Annotated in this window: 27 protein-coding genes; 13 read left to right on the top strand and 14 right to left on the bottom strand. The window is 35.3% G+C overall.

What is annotated here, in order from left to right; translation table 11 throughout:
- The first annotated feature begins 390 nt into the window (after nucleotides 1–390).
- The 10 genes from M030_RS0114745 to M030_RS0114695 all read left to right on the top strand — a co-directional run bounded on the left by M030_RS0114745 (nucleotide 391) and on the right by M030_RS0114695 (nucleotide 9,785).
- Nucleotides 391–978: a TetR/AcrR family transcriptional regulator gene (locus tag M030_RS0114745; RefSeq protein ID WP_027374201.1), complete on the top strand. Its 588-nt coding sequence runs from the start codon at nucleotides 391–393 to the stop codon at nucleotides 976–978.
- 64 nt (nucleotides 979–1,042) lie between these two features.
- On the top strand, nucleotides 1,043–1,858 hold the full coding sequence (locus tag M030_RS0114740) for an SDR family NAD(P)-dependent oxidoreductase (protein WP_027374200.1): 816 nt from the start codon (nucleotides 1,043–1,045) through the stop codon (nucleotides 1,856–1,858).
- Between the two features lie 582 nt (nucleotides 1,859–2,440).
- Nucleotides 2,441–2,683, top strand: a complete 243-nt coding sequence (locus M030_RS0114735) for a hypothetical protein (RefSeq protein WP_123861642.1) — start codon at nucleotides 2,441–2,443, stop codon at nucleotides 2,681–2,683.
- A 480-nt stretch (nucleotides 2,684–3,163) separates the two neighbouring features.
- Entirely contained in the window at nucleotides 3,164–3,598 is a 435-nt protein-coding gene (locus M030_RS0114725; protein WP_316931421.1) for a transposase, read from the top strand.
- A 5-nt stretch (nucleotides 3,599–3,603) separates the two neighbouring features.
- Nucleotides 3,604–3,936: a hypothetical protein gene (locus M030_RS0114720; RefSeq protein ID WP_034722709.1), complete on the top strand. Its 333-nt coding sequence runs from the start codon at nucleotides 3,604–3,606 to the stop codon at nucleotides 3,934–3,936.
- A 474-nt stretch (nucleotides 3,937–4,410) separates the two neighbouring features.
- Nucleotides 4,411–5,307, top strand: a complete 897-nt coding sequence (locus tag M030_RS0114715) for a hypothetical protein (RefSeq protein ID WP_123840902.1) — start codon at nucleotides 4,411–4,413, stop codon at nucleotides 5,305–5,307.
- 388 nt (nucleotides 5,308–5,695) lie between these two features.
- Nucleotides 5,696–7,195 (top strand): tetratricopeptide repeat protein, encoded by a 1,500-nt coding sequence (locus M030_RS0114710; RefSeq protein ID WP_027374195.1) that lies wholly within the window; start codon nucleotides 5,696–5,698, stop codon nucleotides 7,193–7,195.
- Between the two features lie 342 nt (nucleotides 7,196–7,537).
- Nucleotides 7,538–7,699 carry a hypothetical protein gene (locus M030_RS25580; RefSeq protein WP_155860260.1) on the top strand — a complete coding sequence of 54 codons (162 nt, stop codon included), beginning with the start codon at nucleotides 7,538–7,540 and terminating at the stop codon, nucleotides 7,697–7,699.
- 336 nt (nucleotides 7,700–8,035) lie between these two features.
- Entirely contained in the window at nucleotides 8,036–8,929 is an 894-nt protein-coding gene (locus tag M030_RS0114700) for a DMT family transporter (RefSeq protein WP_027374193.1), read from the top strand.
- A 268-nt stretch (nucleotides 8,930–9,197) separates the two neighbouring features.
- On the top strand, nucleotides 9,198–9,785 hold the full coding sequence (locus tag M030_RS0114695; RefSeq protein ID WP_027374192.1) for a ferritin-like domain-containing protein: 588 nt from the start codon (nucleotides 9,198–9,200) through the stop codon (nucleotides 9,783–9,785).
- An 85-nt stretch (nucleotides 9,786–9,870) separates the two neighbouring features.
- Here M030_RS0114695 and M030_RS0114690 read toward each other — a convergent pair whose 3' ends face one another.
- Complete coding sequence (locus tag M030_RS0114690; protein ID WP_027374191.1) at nucleotides 9,871–10,467, bottom strand: Crp/Fnr family transcriptional regulator; 597 nt, start codon at nucleotides 10,465–10,467, stop codon at nucleotides 9,871–9,873.
- Nucleotides 10,468–10,672: 205 nt separating this feature from the next.
- Between M030_RS0114690 and M030_RS0114685 the strand changes: the two genes are divergently transcribed.
- A complete protein-coding gene (locus M030_RS0114685) occupies nucleotides 10,673–10,987 on the top strand; it encodes a hypothetical protein (protein ID WP_027374190.1) in 315 nt (104 codons plus the stop codon).
- A 44-nt stretch (nucleotides 10,988–11,031) separates the two neighbouring features.
- Complete coding sequence (locus M030_RS25575; RefSeq protein WP_027374189.1) at nucleotides 11,032–11,202, top strand: lmo0937 family membrane protein; 171 nt, start codon at nucleotides 11,032–11,034, stop codon at nucleotides 11,200–11,202.
- Between the two features lie 146 nt (nucleotides 11,203–11,348).
- Here M030_RS25575 and M030_RS0114675 read toward each other — a convergent pair whose 3' ends face one another.
- The 11 genes from M030_RS0114675 to M030_RS0114625 form a co-directional block, all read right to left on the bottom strand.
- Nucleotides 11,349–11,906, bottom strand: coding sequence for a CinA family protein (locus tag M030_RS0114675; protein ID WP_027374188.1), 558 nt, complete (start codon nucleotides 11,904–11,906; stop codon nucleotides 11,349–11,351).
- A 10-nt stretch (nucleotides 11,907–11,916) separates the two neighbouring features.
- Nucleotides 11,917–12,336 (bottom strand): low affinity iron permease family protein, encoded by a 420-nt coding sequence (locus M030_RS24235; RefSeq protein ID WP_051585093.1) that lies wholly within the window; start codon nucleotides 12,334–12,336, stop codon nucleotides 11,917–11,919.
- Between the two features lie 418 nt (nucleotides 12,337–12,754).
- Nucleotides 12,755–13,054 carry a hypothetical protein gene (locus M030_RS0114665; RefSeq protein WP_027374187.1) on the bottom strand — a complete coding sequence of 100 codons (300 nt, stop codon included), beginning with the start codon at nucleotides 13,052–13,054 and terminating at the stop codon, nucleotides 12,755–12,757.
- 218 nt (nucleotides 13,055–13,272) lie between these two features.
- Entirely contained in the window at nucleotides 13,273–13,863 is a 591-nt protein-coding gene (gene ribA, locus M030_RS0114660) for a GTP cyclohydrolase II (protein ID WP_027374186.1), read from the bottom strand.
- A 19-nt stretch (nucleotides 13,864–13,882) separates the two neighbouring features.
- On the bottom strand, nucleotides 13,883–14,434 hold the full coding sequence (locus tag M030_RS0114655) for a lipocalin family protein (RefSeq protein ID WP_027374185.1): 552 nt from the start codon (nucleotides 14,432–14,434) through the stop codon (nucleotides 13,883–13,885).
- Nucleotides 14,424–15,110, bottom strand: a complete 687-nt coding sequence (locus M030_RS0114650) for a lycopene cyclase domain-containing protein (protein ID WP_228375269.1) — start codon at nucleotides 15,108–15,110, stop codon at nucleotides 14,424–14,426. Before M030_RS0114650 ends, M030_RS0114655 begins: the two co-directional genes overlap by 11 nt.
- The gene (locus M030_RS0114645; protein WP_027374183.1) at nucleotides 15,110–15,559 is read right to left on the bottom strand and encodes a sterol desaturase family protein; all 450 of its coding nucleotides are present in this window, start codon (nucleotides 15,557–15,559) and stop codon (nucleotides 15,110–15,112) included. The genes M030_RS0114650 and M030_RS0114645 overlap by 1 nt, the downstream gene beginning before the upstream one ends.
- A 5-nt stretch (nucleotides 15,560–15,564) precedes the next feature.
- A complete protein-coding gene (locus tag M030_RS0114640; RefSeq protein ID WP_027374182.1) occupies nucleotides 15,565–16,035 on the bottom strand; it encodes an SRPBCC family protein in 471 nt (156 codons plus the stop codon).
- A 58-nt stretch (nucleotides 16,036–16,093) separates the two neighbouring features.
- Nucleotides 16,094–16,930: a phytoene/squalene synthase family protein gene (locus M030_RS0114635; protein ID WP_027374181.1), complete on the bottom strand. Its 837-nt coding sequence runs from the start codon at nucleotides 16,928–16,930 to the stop codon at nucleotides 16,094–16,096.
- Nucleotides 16,914–18,422 carry a phytoene desaturase family protein gene (locus M030_RS0114630; protein ID WP_027374180.1) on the bottom strand — a complete coding sequence of 503 codons (1,509 nt, stop codon included), beginning with the start codon at nucleotides 18,420–18,422 and terminating at the stop codon, nucleotides 16,914–16,916. Before M030_RS0114630 ends, M030_RS0114635 begins: the two co-directional genes overlap by 17 nt.
- A 40-nt stretch (nucleotides 18,423–18,462) precedes the next feature.
- The gene (locus tag M030_RS0114625) at nucleotides 18,463–19,113 is read right to left on the bottom strand and encodes a MarR family winged helix-turn-helix transcriptional regulator (RefSeq protein ID WP_027374179.1); all 651 of its coding nucleotides are present in this window, start codon (nucleotides 19,111–19,113) and stop codon (nucleotides 18,463–18,465) included.
- Between the two features lie 435 nt (nucleotides 19,114–19,548).
- Between M030_RS0114625 and M030_RS0114620 the strand changes: the two genes are divergently transcribed.
- Nucleotides 19,549–19,917 carry a hypothetical protein gene (locus M030_RS0114620; protein WP_027374178.1) on the top strand — a complete coding sequence of 123 codons (369 nt, stop codon included), beginning with the start codon at nucleotides 19,549–19,551 and terminating at the stop codon, nucleotides 19,915–19,917.
- An 88-nt stretch (nucleotides 19,918–20,005) separates the two neighbouring features.
- Here the strand turns inward: M030_RS0114620 and M030_RS0114615 are convergent, their stop codons facing one another.
- A complete protein-coding gene (locus tag M030_RS0114615; protein ID WP_027374177.1) occupies nucleotides 20,006–20,524 on the bottom strand; it encodes a DUF2911 domain-containing protein in 519 nt (172 codons plus the stop codon).
- 37 nt (nucleotides 20,525–20,561) lie between these two features.
- Nucleotides 20,562–22,253, bottom strand: coding sequence for a sodium:solute symporter (locus M030_RS0114610; RefSeq protein ID WP_027374176.1), 1,692 nt, complete (start codon nucleotides 22,251–22,253; stop codon nucleotides 20,562–20,564).
- Nucleotides 22,254–22,341: the final 88 nt, after the last annotated feature.

Here is a 22,341-nt window from a genome sequence, read left to right as displayed (position 1 = left end):
AACCCTGTACAAAAAGATCTATATTGTCCTTTCCGTAAGTGTCCGCAAATCCCTGAATAACAGTCTCCTTTTTCTGTCCGGCAGTCATGTCCGGAGACAGTTTAATGGTGTTCATAATAGTTTTAATCATCTCATTGTGTGTCTGTCCATAATTTTCCATAATCTTTTTTTTACTTGTTTTTACTATTAATTTTTATGATTTATCTGTAGTAACCGTGAGTATAAAGTGCCTAGGATTATCCCCTTGATTACTGAAGCAAAGATAGAGGCGCATAGCGTCAAAACTCGGCGCATTATATTTTCTTTAAAAAAATATTGAAAAAAGTTATCTTACATTTTGGAAATGACCGAAAGGTCATTTATATTTGTTGCGTAAAAAATAATAATAAGATGAATAAAGGTGAACGTACGAGGCAGATGATCATTGAAAAATCTGCTCCACTTTTTAACAAAAAAGGGATGGCAGCAACAGCAATGAGTGATATTATGGATGTTACCAAGCTTTCCAAAGGCAGCCTGTATGTTCATTTTGACAATAAAGACGTATTAGTAGAAGCTGCTGTAGATTATAATATGGATCAATTACAAAGGAAAGTAATAGCATCAATAAATAAATTTCAACATCCGAAGGATAAATTATTTGCCTATATAGATGCATTTAAGAACCCCTTAAATCCTCCGGTAGCCGGAGGTTGTCCGATGCTGAACTTTGGAATGGAAGCTGATGACCAAAATGAGGTAATACTTAAGAAAGTAGCGGATCTGGTGAATAAAAGTCAGCACCTGATCAGTGAAATTATTGTAGAAGGCATTGAAAAGGGCATTTTTAAAGCCGACTGGAATCACGAAGAATTTTCTACCATAATGTTTGCCATGCTGGAAGGAGGCATTTTTATAAGTAATACCACTAAGAAAATTGATAAAATGAGTATTATCAATAAAAGTCTGAAAAAAATGATTGAGGCACAGTTGTCTTAATTTTTTTAAAACAAAAATGACCGATAGGTCATATATATAATATTAATATTCTAAAATAGAAATTATGTCAAAAACCATTTTTATTACCGGAGCATCCCGCGGATTTGGGAGACTTTGGGCAGAAGCATTTTTAAAACGTGGCGATAAAGTCATTGCCACAGCACGCAACAAAGAAACGTTACATGATCTTGTTGAGAAATACGGGGACAACGTATTTCCCCTTCAACTTGATGTCAATAGCCGTAAAGATTCTTTTGAGGCTGTTGAAAAAGCCTATGCACAGTTTGGAAAGATCGATGTACTGATTAATAATGCCGGATACGGTCTTTTCGGTGCCATTGAAGAAACTTCCGAAAAAGAAGCACGTGACCAGATGGAAACTAACTTTTTTGGAACACTATGGATGACCCAGGCAGTACTGCCTATCATGAGAGCCCAGCAAAGCGGTCATATTATACAGGTTTCCAGCTTTCTGGGGTTGGTTACTTTACCTATATTAGGATTGTACAATGCCTCCAAATTTGCGGTGGAAGGATTTAGCGAAACACTGGCAAGTGAAGTGAAGCAAATGGGGATCAATATTTCTTTGGTTGAACCCAATGGTTATGCCACGGATTGGGCAGGAGCATCAGCTTTTCAAACTGAACCGATGGAAATATATCATCCGGTGAAAGAAGCCTTCATAAAAAGTGCAACACCCGATATTTACGGAAACCCCGAAGCCACAGTAACGGCCATAGAGAAGCTGGTTGACTCTCCTAACCCACCCTTACGACTGCTACTTGGAAAGATTGCGTATCCAGCGGTCAAGAACACTTATGAACAGCGTTTGGCCAGTTTTGAAGAATGGAAAGATATTTCCGAGAAGGCACATGGATAATCTTCAGTTCAAAGTATTGAACCACTGTAATTTTTTCTTTATTTGGCTTACACGAAACAAATCATCAATAAAAGTGTTTGAAAAAATTTATTAAGAACACTGAAGGAGACAACTATAAATTGGTTGTCTCTCTCTTTTTGACCATTAAAATAATTCATATATCAAATTTTAACGCCTGTTATTTTTTGGAAAAACCTGAGACAGATATTGATATATGTACAGTATTTAAGCTGCTCTTTAAAGATTAATAACAAACATCATTAATGCAATAAATGCATACTCAGTATTCCGATCAGTACTTTGCCATTCTTTGAATTTCAAACAGCTACAATTGAATTGTGGGCTTTTGGGTGATAGTATCAATAAGACAAAAATAAACGAAGTAGATATCGTGTCATCATTACCAACAGGCTAATGTCAAGACACTATTAAATTGGGCTATTTAAGTACAAAATCAGGAAAAATAATGTATATGAATAACTGAAGAACAGGTAATTGGTCTAGACGATAGATAATGGATGAATTGAATACAGCCAGGTACTTTAGTTATCAGGAAGCAGTTTAATTGAGTTTATGCAAATTATGAGAATAAATAATAAAGATTATAACATTGGCATGACAAAAGAGGAATTTATCGAACAGGATGGTATAGGCGAAAACGTATTTGAAGATCATGTGTGGTATTATACATTTAAAAAGAATTATTTATTTGGAAAAGAAGTTGTTTTTATCGAATTTGACAATGATATAGCAGTATTTATTTCTTTCAGATTCGTCTATGGAAAAATTAGAAGACCCCAATCTACATTGATAAACAATCTATGATGCGAATTGATTAGTGTGATAATATGAGTCACATTAAATGCCTGAGTAGATAAGCTACGCGGGTATAAATATATGCGATTCAATATTTTTTCCTCAGAAACCAATAAGCAATGAACTAGTAACTCTTTTATATTTTTTTATTAATGTAACCGCACAGTATTTTTTGTGCGGTTTTTTATTTCTGCAAGAAATCGGGAGTTACTCTGTGAAATATTGAGAGTATTGAAAGTCTTTAAAAGAGTACTGTTATAGTAATTTTGAATTAACAAATCTAATCACTCTAAAATAATATGTATTTAAAAAAGTAACCATATGATAAAGAATGCTATTGTAATTATATTGTGGGTCAGTCTATTGGCTATAAAATGGTTGCTATTTTAAATATTGATGAAAAGAAGACTTTACATGAAAACATATTACTAAACCAAAGACCGATGGAAGATATAGCACTTGTATTTCAACACCTAAAAAATAAGCTAAATGAATATTGATTTTAAGAATCTGAATATTGGGCAGTTAATCCAGACGAGAGTAGATGAATTGAACATTAAGATGAGTCGTATTTGCAATTTCTTTAGATGCACAGAAACTGACATTAATGAAATGTATAAACGCGTTGATCTCCCCTCCGATTTGCTGTTAAAATGGAGCAAACTTCTTGAATATGATTTTTTCAGGCTTTATTCCCAACATTTGATATTGTTTAGCCCTCCCAGAAGTAATGAATACAGCAGCGCGACGGTAACTGCCAAATCCCAGTTACCACAATTTCGAAAACATGTTTACACAAAGGAGATTATTGAATTTATATTAGAGACTATAACAGCTGGTGAGAAAACTAAAAATGAGGTAATGCGGGATTATAAAATACCAAAAGCAACACTCTACAAATGGATTGATAAATATCAAAAATAACAATAATGAATAGTTTACAACCTGATTATCATAGAATTTTCAACGATATTCTTTCTAAAAAAAAACCTGTCAATAAAATTGCATGCCTTAAAATTCTTGAAAAGAAAGACTTATCAGCTTTAGATGTGATTAAATTGAATACTCTTATTTTTAGTTACACAGAGAGAAACACTCCTTCAGGCATAGGTGAAAATAAGCATAGAAGCTATAGCAAGACTGATATACTCTACATGTTGGATTTTCAGAAGGAGAACGGGTATAACAACAGCCAAATCTCTCTGTATTTTAGAGTAAGCCGCAATTCCATAGCCAAATGGCGGAAAATTTTTGGATATTAGGTGGTTGAAAATAGCACAATAATGCTTTGATGGTAGGTTCTACAACATAAATAATTCCCATGCTACAAAGATTTGAAATTTAGCTGCAATTTGATTGACAGCCGGTTATTAAGGTTTGACCCGTGGTCGTTTAAATCATAATACCTATTTGACCTCTTGTTTTACAAGAGGTTTTTTATGCATAATTATCCGGTAAGCTCAATACAAAAATGGTTTCGGTAACTTAATTCTTAATGTCAATGATTGGAGGAATCCATGCTATTAAAGACATCATTTTTAGAGTCTATAATGAGGTTAAGATGAAAAATATTCTTTTACAGTATATCATGGAACATACATATAAAAAAGCACTATCCGTGAGATATTGTGAGACTTTAGTGTATCATTGAGAGATTACTTATTCTTTAAAATTCTATAGTAGAAAGTAGTTTTGTACAGGAAATACATCAATAACAAAAAAGCATTATATTATTTATGAAAAAAAAAATTATTTTCGGACTTGTACTCTCTTGTATGTGCCTGTTCCCAAAAGCCCAGGTCGGGGTAAATACAAATACACCCAATAGCACATTAGTGGTTAATGGTTCCTTTGAAGCAGACTATAAGGAAATTAAGGTTAATAATTATTTAATGTCTGTTAATGACTTTTATCTTACATATAATGGTACGGGTGACTCTAATTTTCAACTGCCGTCTATCCAAACCGCTAATAAAAGTTTTACAGGAAGAATTTACAAGATTAAAAACATTTCAACTTCTGCCATCGTGCTGGGGCCTTCAGACGGGAATGCCTTAAGAGTGGATAATAACTTGGTGACCCAATTTAGAATTCCGGCAGGCAGTTATGTCGAGGTAGTGAATAATGCCAATGCGACCGGAGGAACCTGGGATCTTTCTTTTACCGGCATCTCAAAACCGAGTCAGCTAGAAGTATACGGCGTTCAATTAACTATTCCTCCACATGGATTAGGATTGAGTAGTCCTGGTGTCCCAGACTGGACGGGTCATAGTAATACGAATTTTGATTCAGGAACGGCGAGTAATCGTTGGTGGATTATAAGTAAGACTTCCAGGGGCTATGAATTTGAAAGCTCTCATAACAACACCAGTGGAATGACCCTTGTCTATGAGTATCAGGGAACTCCTTTTAACCTTCAGAATATGTATCCTATTATTACCTGCGGAAATAATTCCAGCTATCCCGATGTATTCACAGGGTCCTTTGTAAAATTGGCTAATGACGGAACAAATGGAAAAACCAGGTTGACAGTTTCGGTAGCAAGAATAGATTTTGTAGGAAACAATGGTTCTAATAACAGTAACTGGACGGGAACGTTTCTGATGAATGTTCTACTAGCGCGTTCATTATAAATTTCAATGGTAAATCTAAGATTCTAAAAACACTATAAAGAGATTTTTGTAACATATTTTAAATAACACATTTTGTTTTGTTCAATAATTATTTTGCTATTAAGCCCGTTACTTTTAACTGGCTTTTTTGTGAAAAATACTTGGCAGTATGATTGACTTTCAGAAACAATTATTTATTCTTTGAGTCAACAGATGTAATGTACTCACTATCTGATCATAAGTAATAATAGATGATAAAATTATGGTAAACATATTAAAAGATAAGAAACTATGAAAATTGGTGTACAAGTTGGTATTAGAATATTTGTGTTAACAGATATGAATTTCTACAATTTACTAATAGATTATAGAACAATTTGTAATTTTAAAATAGATCTTATTTGAAACGATGAAAACATTTTTATTTATTTTGTTTTTGCCAATTTTTGTTTCTTCTCAAAACTTCCTTAAGCAGAATATTGACAGCAAAATCAAGCAAATTAATGATGAAAAATTTCAGAATACTTATGGTGATGATAAAGTGCTTGCCATATGTCAGGAGCTGTATGACCTGTCAAAGGAAGATGACAACAAGATGGGAATGTTAATAGCAATAAGCAAGCGTGCACAGATTTTTGTCAACAGATCAGACAATAATGCGTGCCTGAAACTCATGCCTGAAGCCTTATCCCTTTCTGAATCTCTTAACGACTATTATTACAAAACAGCCTTGTATGAATCTAAGGGGACAGCCTTAACGATGGCCGCTGATTATGATAATGCCAGAAAAAGTTTTAGTAACGCGCTGGCAGCAAGTAATTCTATAAAGGATAAGGATCAGTTACATTTTAAAAAAAGCTCAGTATACCTTTTTTTAGTGGATTATTGCCATTATGCATTTGAAGCCAGTAAAAACAAAATCTATAAGGATTCCATGACTTATTTCGCTAAAAATGCCTATAGTGAGGCAATAAAGATTTCAGATAAGTATACGTCAAAAAATAAACGCATTGGTCAATCTTTACGAATAATGGGGTCTATTGCTGCCTTTAATAATAAATTGGCAGACGCTGAGAAATACCTTGATCAGGCAGAGCAAATCATCCTTAAAGAAAATGATCAAAACTCTATTTTTGCTTTATATATGGAACGAGGAAGGATGGAGATCGATCATAAAAAGGATCCGCAAAAAGCTTTGGAATACTATAATAAAGGATTAGTCATTGCAAAGCAGCTTAATCGTCCACGATTTTATCTTCCTATTTATGAATTTATGGCAGATTATTACCAAAAAACCAAAAATCCTGATATGGAGCTTTACTATGTAAAAAAAAATAAAAGATTAAATGACAGCCTAGTTATTATCAATCAATCAGCACTTTTAAGCCAAAATAGGATCAGTAAAAAAGAGGCTTTGGAAGAATATAAGGAAATACATACCAACACAAAAAAAATACTCCTTATCGGCTTGATTGTCATTATCATTTTTACAGGTTTTCTTATGTATTATGTAAAGAAAAGAAAAAAGACACCTCCTGTTTTATTTCGCGAGAAGTCTGAAAATGGCTCTGCCAATAAAAATATGGATGAAACACTACAAAAAAATCTTCCGGACCAGTCACAAATCTCTATTCTTTTTGAATCGGCAAAAACCAACGATAAAAATTTCCTGATAACCTTTCAACAAACCTTCCCGGAATTGTACCAAAAGCTTCTTAAGTTGAACGCTGAACTGACACCCAATGATATAGAATTATGTGCTTTTCTAAAACTCAATATTCAGACAAAGGAGATTGCCCTTTACAAAAAATCTTCGATAGGATCAGTAGATAATCGTAAATACAGATTGCGTAAGAAGTTGAATCTTACTTCGGAAACCAATTTATATATATGGATTAATGAATTGTAATAAAATCATTCTATCAATTCAAGGATCAGCTTTTTATGCAAAGACTGAATCATCATGACACCTGTTACAAAAATATAAAGGGTCTCCTCAATACAACTATCCACAGATAATAACATTCACATGCAGCGCCCCCTTAAAAGGTGTGTCTAAAACGGTCGAAAACTATAAAAGGTTTAAAGGACAACCATGCCATTATCCGCAAATATTTCAATAATAAGTGATTTATTTCAATCATATGAAAATTAAAGTAATTGCGTCTGAACCCATCGTATAATTAATACTTACGTATCACATTAAAAAAATATTTATAGAAGTAAAATTTTTAAAATCATAACACAAATCATGAATTCCATTAAAAACAATCCTCAGTTTAATAATTATCTGATTGACTTGCACAACAGCCATCAATTTGAAAAGATGATTGATGATCTCTCCAACGCCAGTTCTCTTATTTATAATGATCAACATCTGAATTGTAAAATGCTCAATAAAAGGAATAATTAGTCCGCCTGACAAATCAGGAAAAAAGATCTGTTGAAAACCGGGCTGGAACTTACTCATGATATAATGATAGAAGTTTTATCCTGACAGAAGTTTAGAGATGATAATTTTGGATACGCGCCTGAATAAGTTCTTTTTTCTGTAAGAATATTCCGGTACAAGTAAGCTTAACATTATTTCACAAAAGATGAAATCCAAACTCATTTTCTAATGATTGAATGCTTCGGGTTATAGCCGATTGAATGATATTCATTTCAGAGACTGTAACCAGAATGTAACTCTTTAGCTAGAGCAAGAAGATATTTTAATTGATATAAACCAGTAATACAATTTAAGAAAATGCAAAAGAAAAACATATATTATATACTGCTTATTATAGGTACAGCGTTCTGGGGCATCTCTTTCCCAGTTACAAAGAATGCGATAACAGGCTCAAAACCAGCTTTATTCTTATCCTATCGATTCCTGATGGCAACGGTTGCTTTAGCAATTTCTTTTTCCAAATATTTAAAATTAATCAATCTGAACACCTTAAAAGCAAGCTCTAAACTCGCTATTCCGTTAATGCTGGGTGTCGTCTTTCAAACTTTAGGTTTAAAATATATTGAAGCATCACAATGTACGTTTATAGCGGGTTTAGGTGTAGTTGTAATACCCGTTATGAAATGGATATTTTACAAAATAAGAATTCCAAGTAAAATTTGGACAACCTCACTAATAGCATTAACAGGCCTATGTATTATTGCATTGACGAATGATTTAAAAATCAACAAAGGTTCAATGTATACAATGTTTGGGACATTGGGTTTTAGCTTATACCTGATACAAGTAGAAAGAGAAAATAAAAATATTGATATTGCAGGAACAATAATACCCATGTTTGCAATCTGTTCATTATTATCCTTCTGTTATACCGGTACGGAAGTTATTAAAAATTGGTTTCCAACGGATAGAAACTTCTGGTTCTCAGTAATATTTTGTGCTCTGTTCTCAACCACATATATGTATACTGTTTCTATGTTAGCACAAAAATATATCAACGCTGAGAAAGTTGCAATCATATATTTATTTGAACCGATTTTTGGAACTATTGCATCCTACTTTATTCTTGATGAACTTATTACAATACGCTTATTATTGGGTGGAGCCTTTATCATGTTAGCAACATTTTATTCAGAAATTACTTTAATAAAAAATTCCGTCAGGGCTAAAGATTTTAGTGAATTTAATTGATGGTACTCATCCTTATGTTTTTTACAACCGCTCTTCAACCATGAGCAATCATAGACCGGCTATGCCAGCTCCAGCTTTTTATTTGAAGTCTGAATTTAGATGAAAAACAAACCGTAGTAATGCAGATATGGGCAATGGCAACAGTAATGCAACTGTTCTGAAAGCACCCTTCCTAAGCGATCAATACATACCACAAAACATCATATTATCTCCTTGTGGTCCTATACTTGCAGTGTGTACCATTATCAACCACAAAAAATATATTGTTATGGAAACTAAAAAATCCACCAGAAAAAGGACAACTACAACATCATCAAACAGCAAGGTTTCTTCCAAAAAAGTAACACCTAAAACACCGGCAAAGAAAGATGCTGCCAAAGACTTGAAGGATCTCTTCGAAGATTCTTTAAAGGATATTTACTGGGCAGAAAAAGCATTGGTTAAAGCATTACCGGTAATGATGAAAAATGCCACGGATAAAAAACTGAAGGATGCTATTGAGAAGCATCTTGAGGAAACCAAAGGGCATGTTCAGAGACTTGAGGATTGTTTTAAAGCCATTGGTAAAAAACCACAAGCAAAAAAATGTGATGCCATGCAGGGATTGCTGGATGAAGGAAAAAGCATTATAAAAGAAACTAAAGCAGGTTCAGTAAGAGATGCCGGAATTATTGCTGCATCGCAAAAAGTAGAGCATTATGAAATAGCTACTTACGGGACTTTAGCTGCATTTGCGAAAGTGCTGAAGGAAAAGCAATGTCTCAAAAACTTCCTTGACACACTTAGCGAAGAGAAAAAATGTGACAGTCTTCTCACCAAAGTGGCTGATACTACCCTCAACAGCAAAGCAAAATAATACATGATGGTAAAAAGAGGCTTAGGCCTCTTTTTACGTCTTTAGTCTAAAGTATTATTGTACTCTATATAAGAATAAATAAATTCTAAAGACAAATTTTCCCGTTGAGTATACATAAATGATTTTCCTGTTCCAACTTTTTCACTGTTCTGACAACTGTTTCCAAACGAAGTCCGGTAATATCCGCTATCTGTTGCCTGCTGAATGGCACGATATACATAAAGGGCTCTTCCACTTTATCATGATTTTTCAGAAAATGTAAAACGCCTAAAACCCTTTTTGCGGAACTGCTCGTCGAGAGCAAATCAAGCATTTTATAACGATAGAACATTCTTTCTGCAGTATAAGCCATTACATTATTGAGTAATGAAGAATTTGAGTTGATCAAATGCATAAAGTCTGCCTTTGGCAGTTTAATGATTTTTGCTTCGGTAATTGCTACTGCATTTATACAATATGGCGTCTCATGCCATAGAAAGGTTTCTGCAAAACAGTGTCCTTCTGATGGCAGACTGTAGATGATTTCGCTACCGTCATCTCTGTATGTATTGAGTTTAACAATTCCCGAAATAATCTGAAAATAAAACTTAGGTAAAGAACCGTCCAGCAGTATTGATTCTTTTGCACCATATATTTGAACTTCACCACCATTTCCAAGTAGTACCTCTTCATCAATTACCATTATAATTTATATAAAATTCTTACAACTGAAATCCCGCCAGACTGTTATCAAAAGCTGATAATATTCAGGAAAACACCATCCCTGATTGCTGGCCGGGATCAAATAGTATCCACTGATTTTCTATGCGATACAGCACCACCGTAAAATATACCACATTTTAACTATTGGCAAAATAATTGTAATTATATTAACAAATATCTATCGCATGAATAATACAGTAAAAATAGCATTAATATTCATAACCGGAGGTTATTTACTTTATCTGGGTTCACGAAAAAAAAGCCGGAAGAAAAAATCATTCATCGCTCCAGATGGAGTTACTTATACAGAAGATACGATTTATCGTTCCTATGATAATAAATTGTATAAAAATGGCAAGGAAATTCATTTTAAAATTCCGGAACTTTATGACGTTTCTTATCAACATTGGTATGATAATGCAGGTGAAAAGATTCCTGTAAAGCAAAGAAAAATAAGTAAGGAGGTAATCTACCACCATAAAGGACTACGACACCAATAATTTTATCCTGACATCACAAACAATCACCCACAAAAAATATTATTATGAGAAGTATATTATGGCTTATTGCAGTGATCTGCATCATCACCTGGCTATTAGGAATCCTGGGAATCATTCCTGGTATGGACACCGGAAATCTGGTTCATACTCTTCTGGTTATTGCTATTATCGTTATTGTCATTAATCTCTTAACGGGAAGGAAGCCCCTTAATTAATGAAGTAAAATTATAAAAAATAGATATAGAGTTCTTTCAGGTATTCTATATCTATTTTTTTGTTATTAAAAGAATGCTCATGAAGCGTTTTCTCGACAAAGTTTTGTTTTTCCAAGCCCAGCTACTATCTATGAGGAATTTTCACCTTATCTATGCTTATCCAGTTCAAGCTTAAAACATCCCAGTATAAATTCACTGTAATACAACTGAGCATTGATTGGTTTTGTTCTTGAATGAAGATCCAGCTTTTCGGAAAGAATGATGTTTCCTCTGTAGGAAATGGCAAAATAAGCAAACAGCTTCCCATTAGATTCTTCTACAGGAGTAGCATATCCGGTTACTCCAATTCCCCAATCTGTATTAAACCGTTCCGCGGCATGTAGCGCCATGGTTTCGGCAATATGGGGTGAAACACAGTTATGCTCTTTCGCTTCGTGAGGATTTACCTGAAGCAGGTTCACTTTTTCTTCTAATGTATAAGCGGTAAGTCCTCCCTTAAAAAACCGGGAAGCATCTTTCATCTGAGAGAAGGAAAACTGCAAAAAACCTGAGGTTACACTTTCAGCTGTTGAAACCGTTTCATTAGCAGAAAGGAGACATTCCCCGATACGTTTAAACAATTTTTCAAGCTCAATAATAAAATATACCAGAGATTTTACTGACAGCTCATCAGCCTGACCGATTTGAGAAGGTTTTACAATCATAATAAAAACGCTATGTATTAGTTACGGGTGAAGATTGATCAGCGTCACCTGAATTTTTGTTTGATTTATCCTTTGCTAAAGTGCTTAACCTTTCGTAATAAGCATGGAGCTTATCCAGTTCCTCTTCCGTCAGATCTTCAATAGCAACCAATCGGTTACTTGCTTTCTCATAGGAAGCAATTAACTCATTGAGTTTAATCTGAATTGCTTTAGAATCTTTATTTTGAGTCTTTTGGATCAGGAAAACCATTAAAAAAGTCACAATAGTCGTTCCTGTATTGATGACAAGCTGCCACGTTTCAGAGTAATTGAAAACAGGACCTGTAATAGCCCAAATAATAACAAGTGCGCTTGCTGTTATAAATGCTTCTGCACTTCCGGTCATACATACGGCACGATCCGAAAACCGTTCAAAAAAGTTTTTTTTCATAAAATAAATACTACTTACAATATAGATTCTAATGTATCAAAATAATGGCTTAAACATTATGATCACGATCATCTTGCTGCTGTTTTTAAATCAAATATTGAAATAAATCTTAATAAAAAAACATTTAGATACCACATTTTATCTCAGTTATTTGGAAAATTTAAACATATGTTTTAATTTTGTACCGATTCTCATGTTTAATTTGAGTTTTCATGGTTATTAGTTTTTATCCCCCTTTATTGGGGGATTTTTATTTTATTCCTTTAGCATTATATTTTCATCCATTCAATTAGCATCATGGAAATCATAAAAATAGGAGCCCTACTGTATCGTAACGCCCCTTATATAGTGTATTAATATACCAAAAAAAATATAAAAAGGCCATTGCTTTATCAGCTCCGGCCTTTTCGTGACTAACTTAATTTGTTTTTTTTCTCCATTCAGCTTTCACATCTTCGGCAGCATCCTTTGTACCTTCCCATGCTTCATCAGCTTTATCTTTAATATCTTCCCAGGCATCTGAAATATTTGATTTTACTCTTTCCAACCAGTCTTCCTGAGTAGCTTCTTCATCGTTATTTCTTTTTTCATTGATATAATCTTTAGCTTTATCCGCTAAATCACTGATCTTCCACTTCGCATTATCTGCTGCATTTTTTAAAGAGTTTTCAGTTTCATTGACTGCATTTTCCGCTTTGTTATAATCTGAATTGTTCATAATATAATATTTAATAATTTGGTATATAAATATACAATGACCATGCCTAAAAAAAATTCTGAAACGTTAAAATTTCTTAAAACTGCAATATACGACCAGCGATTCCATTTCTAATTTCATGTATACACTTAACAATCAAATGCATACTCATTTTTCGCTGCATTTATCATGTTGAAAATGTGTGGTATCTATTTTTTATAAGATGTATTTACGGGAATCTAAATTTTTTCCAGCATATGACCGAAATACCCTTTTTTCGTCTCCAGATAGCTTTGATTCATTTCATTGGAATCAATTTCCAAGGGAATCCGTTCATTAAGGATAATGGAAGTATTCTCAAGAGATTTAAGTTTATCCGGATTGTTGGTCAGCAGGTTGATCGTTTTGACCCTTAAAATCTCCAGTATTTCAACTGCTACGTTAAAATTTCTTCCATCTGCAGGCAGTCCCAGTTTCAGATTAGCTTCAACCGTATCAAAGCCCTGTTCCTGAAGCTGATACGCTTTAAGTTTATTAATAATTCCTATATTTCTTCCTTCTTGTCTGAGATAAATGATCATTCCTCCGTTTTCAGACATATATTTCATAGCTGCATCCAGTTGTTGCCCGCATTCGCACTTTTGTGAATGAAAAACCTCTCCTGTAATGCATTCGGAATGGAATCTTACATTGACGGTCCCGGCAAAGTCAGTATGTTCCGCAACCCAAGCCAGATGAGGACTCCAGTCATCATCGGTTTCTGAGAATGCATACACCGTGAATATACCATAATCTGTAGGTATGGTTGATTGTGCCTGTATCTTTTGCATTGTATTTATTTTAGATTGTTTATTTATGGTCAAACGGACTTTTCTTATCCTGTTTCACCCAGATGAGCTTTGAGATATCATAGCCTATTTCCTTTGCTTTGAGGAGGAAGCGCTGTTTAATATTTTCAGGTATATTTTTTTCACGGGAAAGAATCCACAAATAGTCGAGATTCTTTCCTGCAACCAGGGCGTAGGTATAGTCTTCGAGAGCTACTACATTATATCCGGAATAAAAAGGTCCAAAAAAACTCACCTTCAGGGAGGCCGTATTTTTATCTCCTCTGAACTTTGCAGTACCGTTAACAGATACCCATTTATTCTTTTTAAAATTATATCCGCTGTTGACCACATCAACGCTTCCATCTGTATTCAGACTGTACTGTGCCATGGCATTATCAAGATCTTTTTCAAACCTGTAATCAAATCTTGCCAGCTCATACCATGTACCCATATATCTGTTGACATCAAACTGATTCACAGGCTGTGCTTTTTCAGGTATAGAAGAACATGAAGCCAAGACTGATACCAATCCGAGCATACTTAAAAGTCCAATAATTCTTTTATGTATCATTTTTAGTTATTTTTTTAAAAACGTAAATATTTAACAAGAACTGGCTGTAGCCGTAAACAGCATCTTCAATGGGAATGGTTCCCATTCTAATGCCTAAAAAATCATGAGGATTATAATTCACAACAGGTGAAGGGATGACAGATCCTGTCAGAATTCCGTTTACTGCGAAAAAGCCGGGCATTAAAATCAGGTAAATCAGGCTCGCCTTTGCAATCCATTCCTTTTTTGCAATCCAATGGAGGTACCCCAGTGTGAGTATGGTTACGATAACGGTAAGCAGCGTATATATTCTTTCGTAATAAAGAAGTCCCACCACACTCAGAACAATGAGGGAGGTAAATACAATAAGATTATTAAAAGCATTAGTCCATTGCAGGGTAAAAAACTTTTCAAAGCAATAATAGGTAAAAACGCAGGCAAAAGGAATACAGTAGAAAAACAGCCATTCTTCCAGAGGAAGACCCGCTATTTTATATCCTAAAGTATAGGAGTGATCAAACCACCACACTCCTTTATGCGTGAACCATATATCCCAAATTATAAAGGGAATCGCCACGATGGTAGATGAGATCAGAAATTTGACAAAGAGCTTATTAAATTGTATCCGTCTGTCAAAAGATGCTAAAAAGCAAATAATGACCGTAAAAAAGTTAATAAGTATGTAGGTGTAAGGCATCATTTATTGAAATACATTTTAAAATATTTAACAGGAACCCATAAAAAACCAAAGCACTCGCCCTCTTCCTTTCCCAGATGTTTGTGATGTTGCTTATGGGCACGTCTTATAGCCAGGAAATAAGGATTCGTGGTTTTTGTCAAGATCTTTGTCCTTTGATGGATAAAAATATCATGAACAAAGAAGTACGCCATCCCGTAAAGACTTATTCCGAGACCGATATAGAACCAATGACTGAAATCCTGCTTCACACCCAGGTACAACAAGGCAATAGCAGGGGTTGCAAAAATGAAAAAAAACAGATCATTCCGCTCAAGCTTTCCTTCATGGCTATGATCATGGTGATCTCTGTGCAGGCTCCACAAAAACCCATGCATAATGTAGCGATGGATGAGCCATGTGGCTCCCTCCATAGAAATAAACACTGCCAAAACGATCAGAAAATTCATATCAATTATCTTTTAGCTTTGTTATTAAAAAGATCGTTCAATACGCGGTATCGGAAATCAAAAATATTTTTGAGTTTCTTCTTTACCAGGATTGTATGGGCCAGTCGTCCCAAAATTCCCAGAGGAAGCTGATAATCTACTGTATCTTTCATCAGTACGCCTTTATCATTGGCAATGAACTCATGATGATGATTCCAGTACTTATAAGGTCCTTGTTTTTGAAAGTCTGTAAAACTTTTTAAATCTTCTACCTGGCTGATCACAGTCTTCCACTTCATCGGGATTCCCAATATGGGAGAAACGGTATAATCTATTTCCATTCCTTTAAAAATCGGCTGATCCGCATCTTTTGAGTGAACCACAAAATTCATGCTCTCGGGCGTTATTTCTGATAAATTATTTGGAGATGAAAAAAATTCCCAAGCTCTTTCAATACTGCAGTTGAGCTGCTGTTCTCTGTATAATCTGTACATCATATTATTTTTTATGCTTATTTACCTTTCCGAACAATACATCCGGCGCCGCTGTTACAGACTAGAAATAAGCGGATTTATATCGTATATAACTTTTCAATGCCACCAATATCTTTTGTGAATTGGCAATTCTGATCCTTCGCTGCAACATATGCTGTGAGCTGGTTTTTTTTATTTTTTCAAACAGCGACAAATAATACCTGTACGCCAGGTACACCCCGAAAATGGAAGACCCAGGCAGTTTTTTTATCCCCTGTAATGCTTCTTTAAATTCTTCTTCAATTTCTTTTTCGATCCGGAGTTTAACGGTATTATTGAATACGGACATATTCAGGGAAGGAAAATAAGTACGACCCAGCACCTGGTAATCATCTTTCAGATCGCGTAAGAAATTAACTTTCTGAAAAGCGGATCCCAGCTTCATGGCAAAAGGTTTAAGCTTCTCATACTGCTGCTTATTGCCTTCTGTAAAAATCTGCAGACACATCAGCCCTACCACTTCTGCAGACCCATGGATATACTCATTGTACAGTGTTGAATTGTAATCAATTTGATGCAGGTCCATTTCCATACTATGCAGAAACTGACGGATCAGTTGTTGATCAATCGCATACTGTCGGACCACTTCCTGAAATGAATGCAGAATAGGATTAAGAGATATTCTTTCCTGAATGGCCTCATCAGTCTCCATCTGTAATCTCTTCAAAAGTTTCTCCTTATCATAACCGTGAAAACTATCTACAATTTCATCAGCAAGACGCACATATCCATACACGGCATAGATGGCAGGTCTGATGGATGGCTTTAAGGCCAGTATTCCTAATGAAAAACTGGTACTGTATTTTTGTGTCGTGCACTTACTGACTTCGTAAGACAATTCATCAAACAATTTTTTCATTTTTTTCTATTTTTAGTTTACTGACTTCAGATGCTACAATTTTTCCTGAAATTAATGATGGAGGAACTCCAGGTCCCGGTACCGTTAATTGTCCTGTATAAAAAAGATTCCTGATCTTTTTGTTTCTTATCTTGGGTTTTAATACTGCCGTTTGGGATAAAGTATTGGATAATCCGTACGCATTTCCTTTGTACGCATTATAATCTGCCATGAAATCACTTACACAATAACTTTTTTTATACTCTATTCTGGACATAAGATCAGCTTCACCGGTGTGCTTTTCGATCCTTTCCAGCATTTCTACCAGATATTTTTCCCTTACCGCTTCTTCGTCGTGTATTCCCGGTGTAAGGGGAAGCAATAAAAAGAGGTTTTCACAGGATTCGGGCGCAACACCGGGATCTGTTTTTGAAGGACAGCATGAATAAAAAAGAGGTCTGGAAGGCCATTTTTTATGTTTATAAATACAGTCAATATGATCATCCAGCTCGTTTTCAAAAAACAGGGTATGATGTTTTAAATTTGCTATTTTCCCTTTGACTCCCAGATAATAGATTAAACATGAAGGTGCAAAGGTTCTGGATTCCCAATAGGTATTGTTGTAATTTCTCAGGGACTTAGGGATTAAAGTCTCTGTGTGATGGTAATCTGCAGAAGCAATCACCGCATCAAACTCGTAGTCTTTACCATCAATCCGTATGGAGTGGATCCTGTCATCTTCCGTATTGAGTTTCTGGACGTCCTGGTTAAAATGAAAAACTACCCCCTGTTTTTCAGCTACTTTCTGCATCGCTAATACAAGCTGATAAAAACCTCCCATCGGATATTTGGTTCCCAAAACATAGCCTCCATAATTCATCAGGCTATAGAGAGCGGGAATATTCTGAGGGGCCGCCCCCAGGAAAATTACAGGAAACTCCATCAGGGATCTTAATTTCAGATCAGAAAAATAACCGGACACATATTTCCTGAAATTGCTGAGAAGATCCAGTTGAAAGATACTACCTGCTATTTTTAAAGAGGCAAATTCAAACCAATTATAGCATGGTTTGGTCACAAAATCCTGCATACCTACCTCATACTTGTATTTTGCGGACTTCATAAATTGATCATACTGCTTAGCAGCGCCCGGTTCTATCTTTTCGAATAACTCGCGGATGTCATTACTTTTCTCAGGAACCATAATTTTTTCTTCTGAAAAAACCATCTCAAACTGAGGATCCAAGGAAACCAATTCATAGAAATCAGCTACTTTATACCCAAAATCACAGAAAAAGCCTTCGATAATATCCGGCATCCAATACCAACTTGGGCCCATATCAAAAACATATCCCTCGTCGGTTGTAAATTGCCTTGCACGCCCTCCAGGTTGTGGATGTCTCTCAAATACATGCACCTCATCCCCTGCTTTCGCAGCGTACGCAGCAGCGGAGAGTCCCGAAAACCCGGATCCTATCACCGCAATTCTCTTTCTTGCCTTTCCCGTATTCATTGTTATTTATTTTCTTGTTTTAACTGGTTCTTCAATATGCTCAGTTTAATTTTTTATATGCCTCATCCAACAGATCCTTTACTTCCAGATTCATACGATACAATGAATCATGGAATTCGTCCAATTTCGAGAGGATTATAATGAGCAGCATCTGTTCGGAATGGCTAAGATTTCCTACAACCACGCGGGAAGCCTTGCGGATATCCTTCATATGCTCTTCCAGCACCGCAAGCCCCTTCTCCGTTATGTTAATATATTTTGCTCTTTTATCAGTTTCAGAAACACTTTGTGCCACCCATCCATGGTGAATCAATCGGTTAATAATCAGAATGCCTGCTGATTTCTCATGGGCATTATGATGAATCAGTTCCATTTTAGTCATCGCCCCTTTTGTTTTGAGCCCTATGAGATATATAAAATCATCCTGACTGGAGAAAACTGAGTTTCCCACTGCCGACTTTGAGTACGATTTGGCATATCTTCCCATCCTTATCAATAAAGTATTGATCATGCTCTCCGGACTCCTTCCTGATTCCTTACCTATCCAATTCGGATCATGCGCCTCAGAGCGGGACTCACTGATCCATCTCACAAACCCCTGCAAATCGTTATTGTATACCGATTTACCTTCATTTTGCTGTGTGAATTGCTGAACAAGTTCAACAACAGCTTTTATAAGATTAAAATTCATAACCTATAAATTAGTATACAAATATACTTAATTAAGTGTATAAATAAACTTTTTTTGTTTTTTTATTTTATTTTATCAATATTTGTACTCATTTATTTCAATACAGGAAACAGATAATTTATCAATCAAACTATATGTATAAAGGGTTATTGCTGAAAAAACGTCATGGAATAATGTAGAGGTACAGAGGTACTGGAAAGTATATTTATCAACCAAAAACTAATTACAATCAAATAAAGAAAATGCGGGATCAAAATGAAGCAGAGAATCTATTTACTATGTAACATGTAAAAAAGAGCAAATTTTCCATGTTATTTTTAGTATTACAACACGAAGTTTACAAACCGGGAAAATCTCCAATAAAATAAACTATGGATGTTATTTTTTATTTAAAGCCCCCCGATTAAACCGTCACATTTTTAATTAATTATCTCTATGAAAAAAATTATTTCACTTTTAGCCTTATTACCTTCTGCCCTATTATTTTCCCAACAACTTACAGGAGTAGGTTTTCAAAAGGGAGAAAATGAGTCCTGGGCTATTAATGTCGATTTGTCTACAAAACAAAATGTTATAGTTTCTTATCCCGTGCTAGGATGTGCTGGTAAATGGCACCTGATAAAAGATGAAGGAAAAAAAATCCTGTTCAAGGAAGTAATTGAAGAAGGTGTTGATCAATGTACACCAACCGGCTTTGTTACTTTAGTAAAAGACGAAATATCTCCATCCGCTTACAGATTTTACATTTATGAAAAGAAGGAAGACAAAATCCCTTATGTTATCGGAATTCTCGAAGGAAAATAGAAACAGGCTCATCTGAACAGATAAATAATCTTTAAGATTAAAATGTAAAAAAAAAATCCCGCAGTAGCGGGATTTTTTGTTTTTACATTTATTTTATTTCTACAGGAACCGAGATTTTATCCCAATCCATTGTGAAACCATTATTGTTTATCTTATATACCAAGTTTTCCTGTGTTGCCGGTAAAGCTTTTGTTTTTACATCAACACGTAAGGCGTCTTTGGCTTGTTCGTATTTATAAGCTCCCCATTGCTTTGGCTCTTTGTTAAAAATTGCGGTCCATGTTCCGCTTTCTTTAGGGATCAGGAAAAAACTATATTTACCTGCAGGCAGTTTTTTACCCTGAACGGTAAGGTCTTTATCCGTTTCGAAAGTAGTGGCTTCATTGGCACCTGCCCGCCAGACTTTATCATAAGCTTCCAAACCGCCCCATATGGTACGTCCTTTAACAGAAGGGCTGCTATAGGCGATGGTAATGTTTGCATCTTTAATTTTTCCCGTTGCAGTAGCAGGAGGGCTGGCAGGTTTTTTAGTATCCTGTGCAAAGGCATTCAGGGAGATTGTCATGGTCGCAACAAGTACGGTTGCCGATTTGATGATGGTTTTCATAATATTTTTGTTTATTTGTATGCTTACTGTTGTTTGCTTACGAATTTACTGCTTTATGCTTATAAAACAATACCCCAACGGCAGAAAATATAATGACTGCTGCTGCCCCGATTACATTGAGCCAGAGGAAAGAAACGACATCGAACTGATACACGGCAATAACCGTAATTTCCGATAAAATGGCAGCAATAAATACATTCGGGCCGTCAACTTTTTTATAGTAAAATGCGACCAGGAAAATTCCCAGTATCGGCCCGTAGAAAAGAGAACCCAATACATTAACCGCTTCGATAAGCGATCCCATCTGTGTCGCAAACATCGCAACACCGATTGAAAAGATTCCCCATGCTAAAGTATGCAGCCGGCTATATTTCAATTCGGTCTTATCGTCAGGAATTTCTTTGCTGAATATTAAGTGAACATCTTTTAATGAGCATGCAGCAAGGGAATTCAACGCTGCCGAAATGGAACCCCAGCTGGCCAGAAAAATAACGGCGAATAACAAACCTATCATTCCTACAGGCAAGGTATTTTTTACAAAATACAGGAATATATAGTTGGTATCCGTTTTCTCGGCATTATAGTTTGAATTGTTGATCGCTTCCTCTACCCTTCCATGAAGTTCTTTAACCTGGGTCTGGGTATTTTTAAAATCCTGAATTCTTTGTTTGAGTTGGGGAGAATGAGTTTCCTTGAGCTTTAGAATTTCTTTTGATTCGGCATTAAATTTTATTTGTAAATCCTGATGATCTTTTTCAAAAATTGCCGCCTGCTCAGGTTGCTTTTCCTTTAAATATTGATAAGACCGTTCATTAAAGTAAATCGGAGCCGGTTTCAGAGAAAAGAATGCGAAAAGTAAAGCACCGATCAGCAGAATAGCAAACTGCATCGGGATTTTAACCAATCCGTTCAGCAACAAGCCCATTTTTGCATTGGTATTGTCTTTCGCTGTAATATACCTCCCCACCTGGCTCTGATCTGTGCCGAAGTAAGATAATGCCAGAAAAAAACCGCCGATTAACCCACTCCAGATATTGTATTTATCTTTCCAATCGAATTCTGTAGTAATGACATTGAGCTTTCCAGATTTCCCGGCGAGATAGAGTGCGTCCTGGAAACCAATTCCATTCGGCATATTCTGAATAAGCAGATATCCCGCAAAAGCCATTGTCCCCAGAATAATAAGAAACTGTAATTTCTGGGTGTGGGCAATTGCTTTTGCACCACCAACATAGGTATAAATCAACAAAATACCTCCTGTTAAAACATTGGTTAAGTAAATATTCCAGTTTAAAACACTTGATAAGATAATACTCGGAGCATAAATGCTGATTCCTGTTGATAAACCTCTGGAAAAAAGAAAAAGCAGCGACGTGAGTACCCTTGTTTTTTTATCAAAACGGTTTTCTAAATATTCGTAAGCTGTATAAACATTTAAACGTTGAAAAATCGGGATGAAAGTGATACAGATCACAATCATCGCGAGAGGTAATCCAAAGTAATACTGTACGAAACGCATGCCGTCTGTATAAGCCTGGCCCGGTGCAGACAAAAATGTAATGGCACTGGCCTGCGTAGCCATAATTCCTAAAAGCACAATGTACCACGGCATTTTATTATCTGCTTTCAGGTAAGATTCGTTGCTTTTCTGACCACGACCAATGAATACACCATAAATCACCACTACCAAGAGTGTAAAAATAAGAACTGTCCAGTCTATAGTACTCATGCCCAGAATTTAGTAAACCAATAATAAAATGCGATCTGTAATACTAATGCAGCTGCTAATAGTATGTACCAAGTATTCCAATTTTTAA

This window comes from Chryseobacterium sp. UNC8MFCol (assembly GCF_000482305.1).
Classification (GTDB): Bacteria; Bacteroidota; Bacteroidia; order Flavobacteriales; family Weeksellaceae; genus Chryseobacterium; species Chryseobacterium indologenes.
The sequence above is the reverse complement of the archived record's forward strand: the minus strand, read 5'-3'. Positions and strand labels throughout refer to the sequence as shown.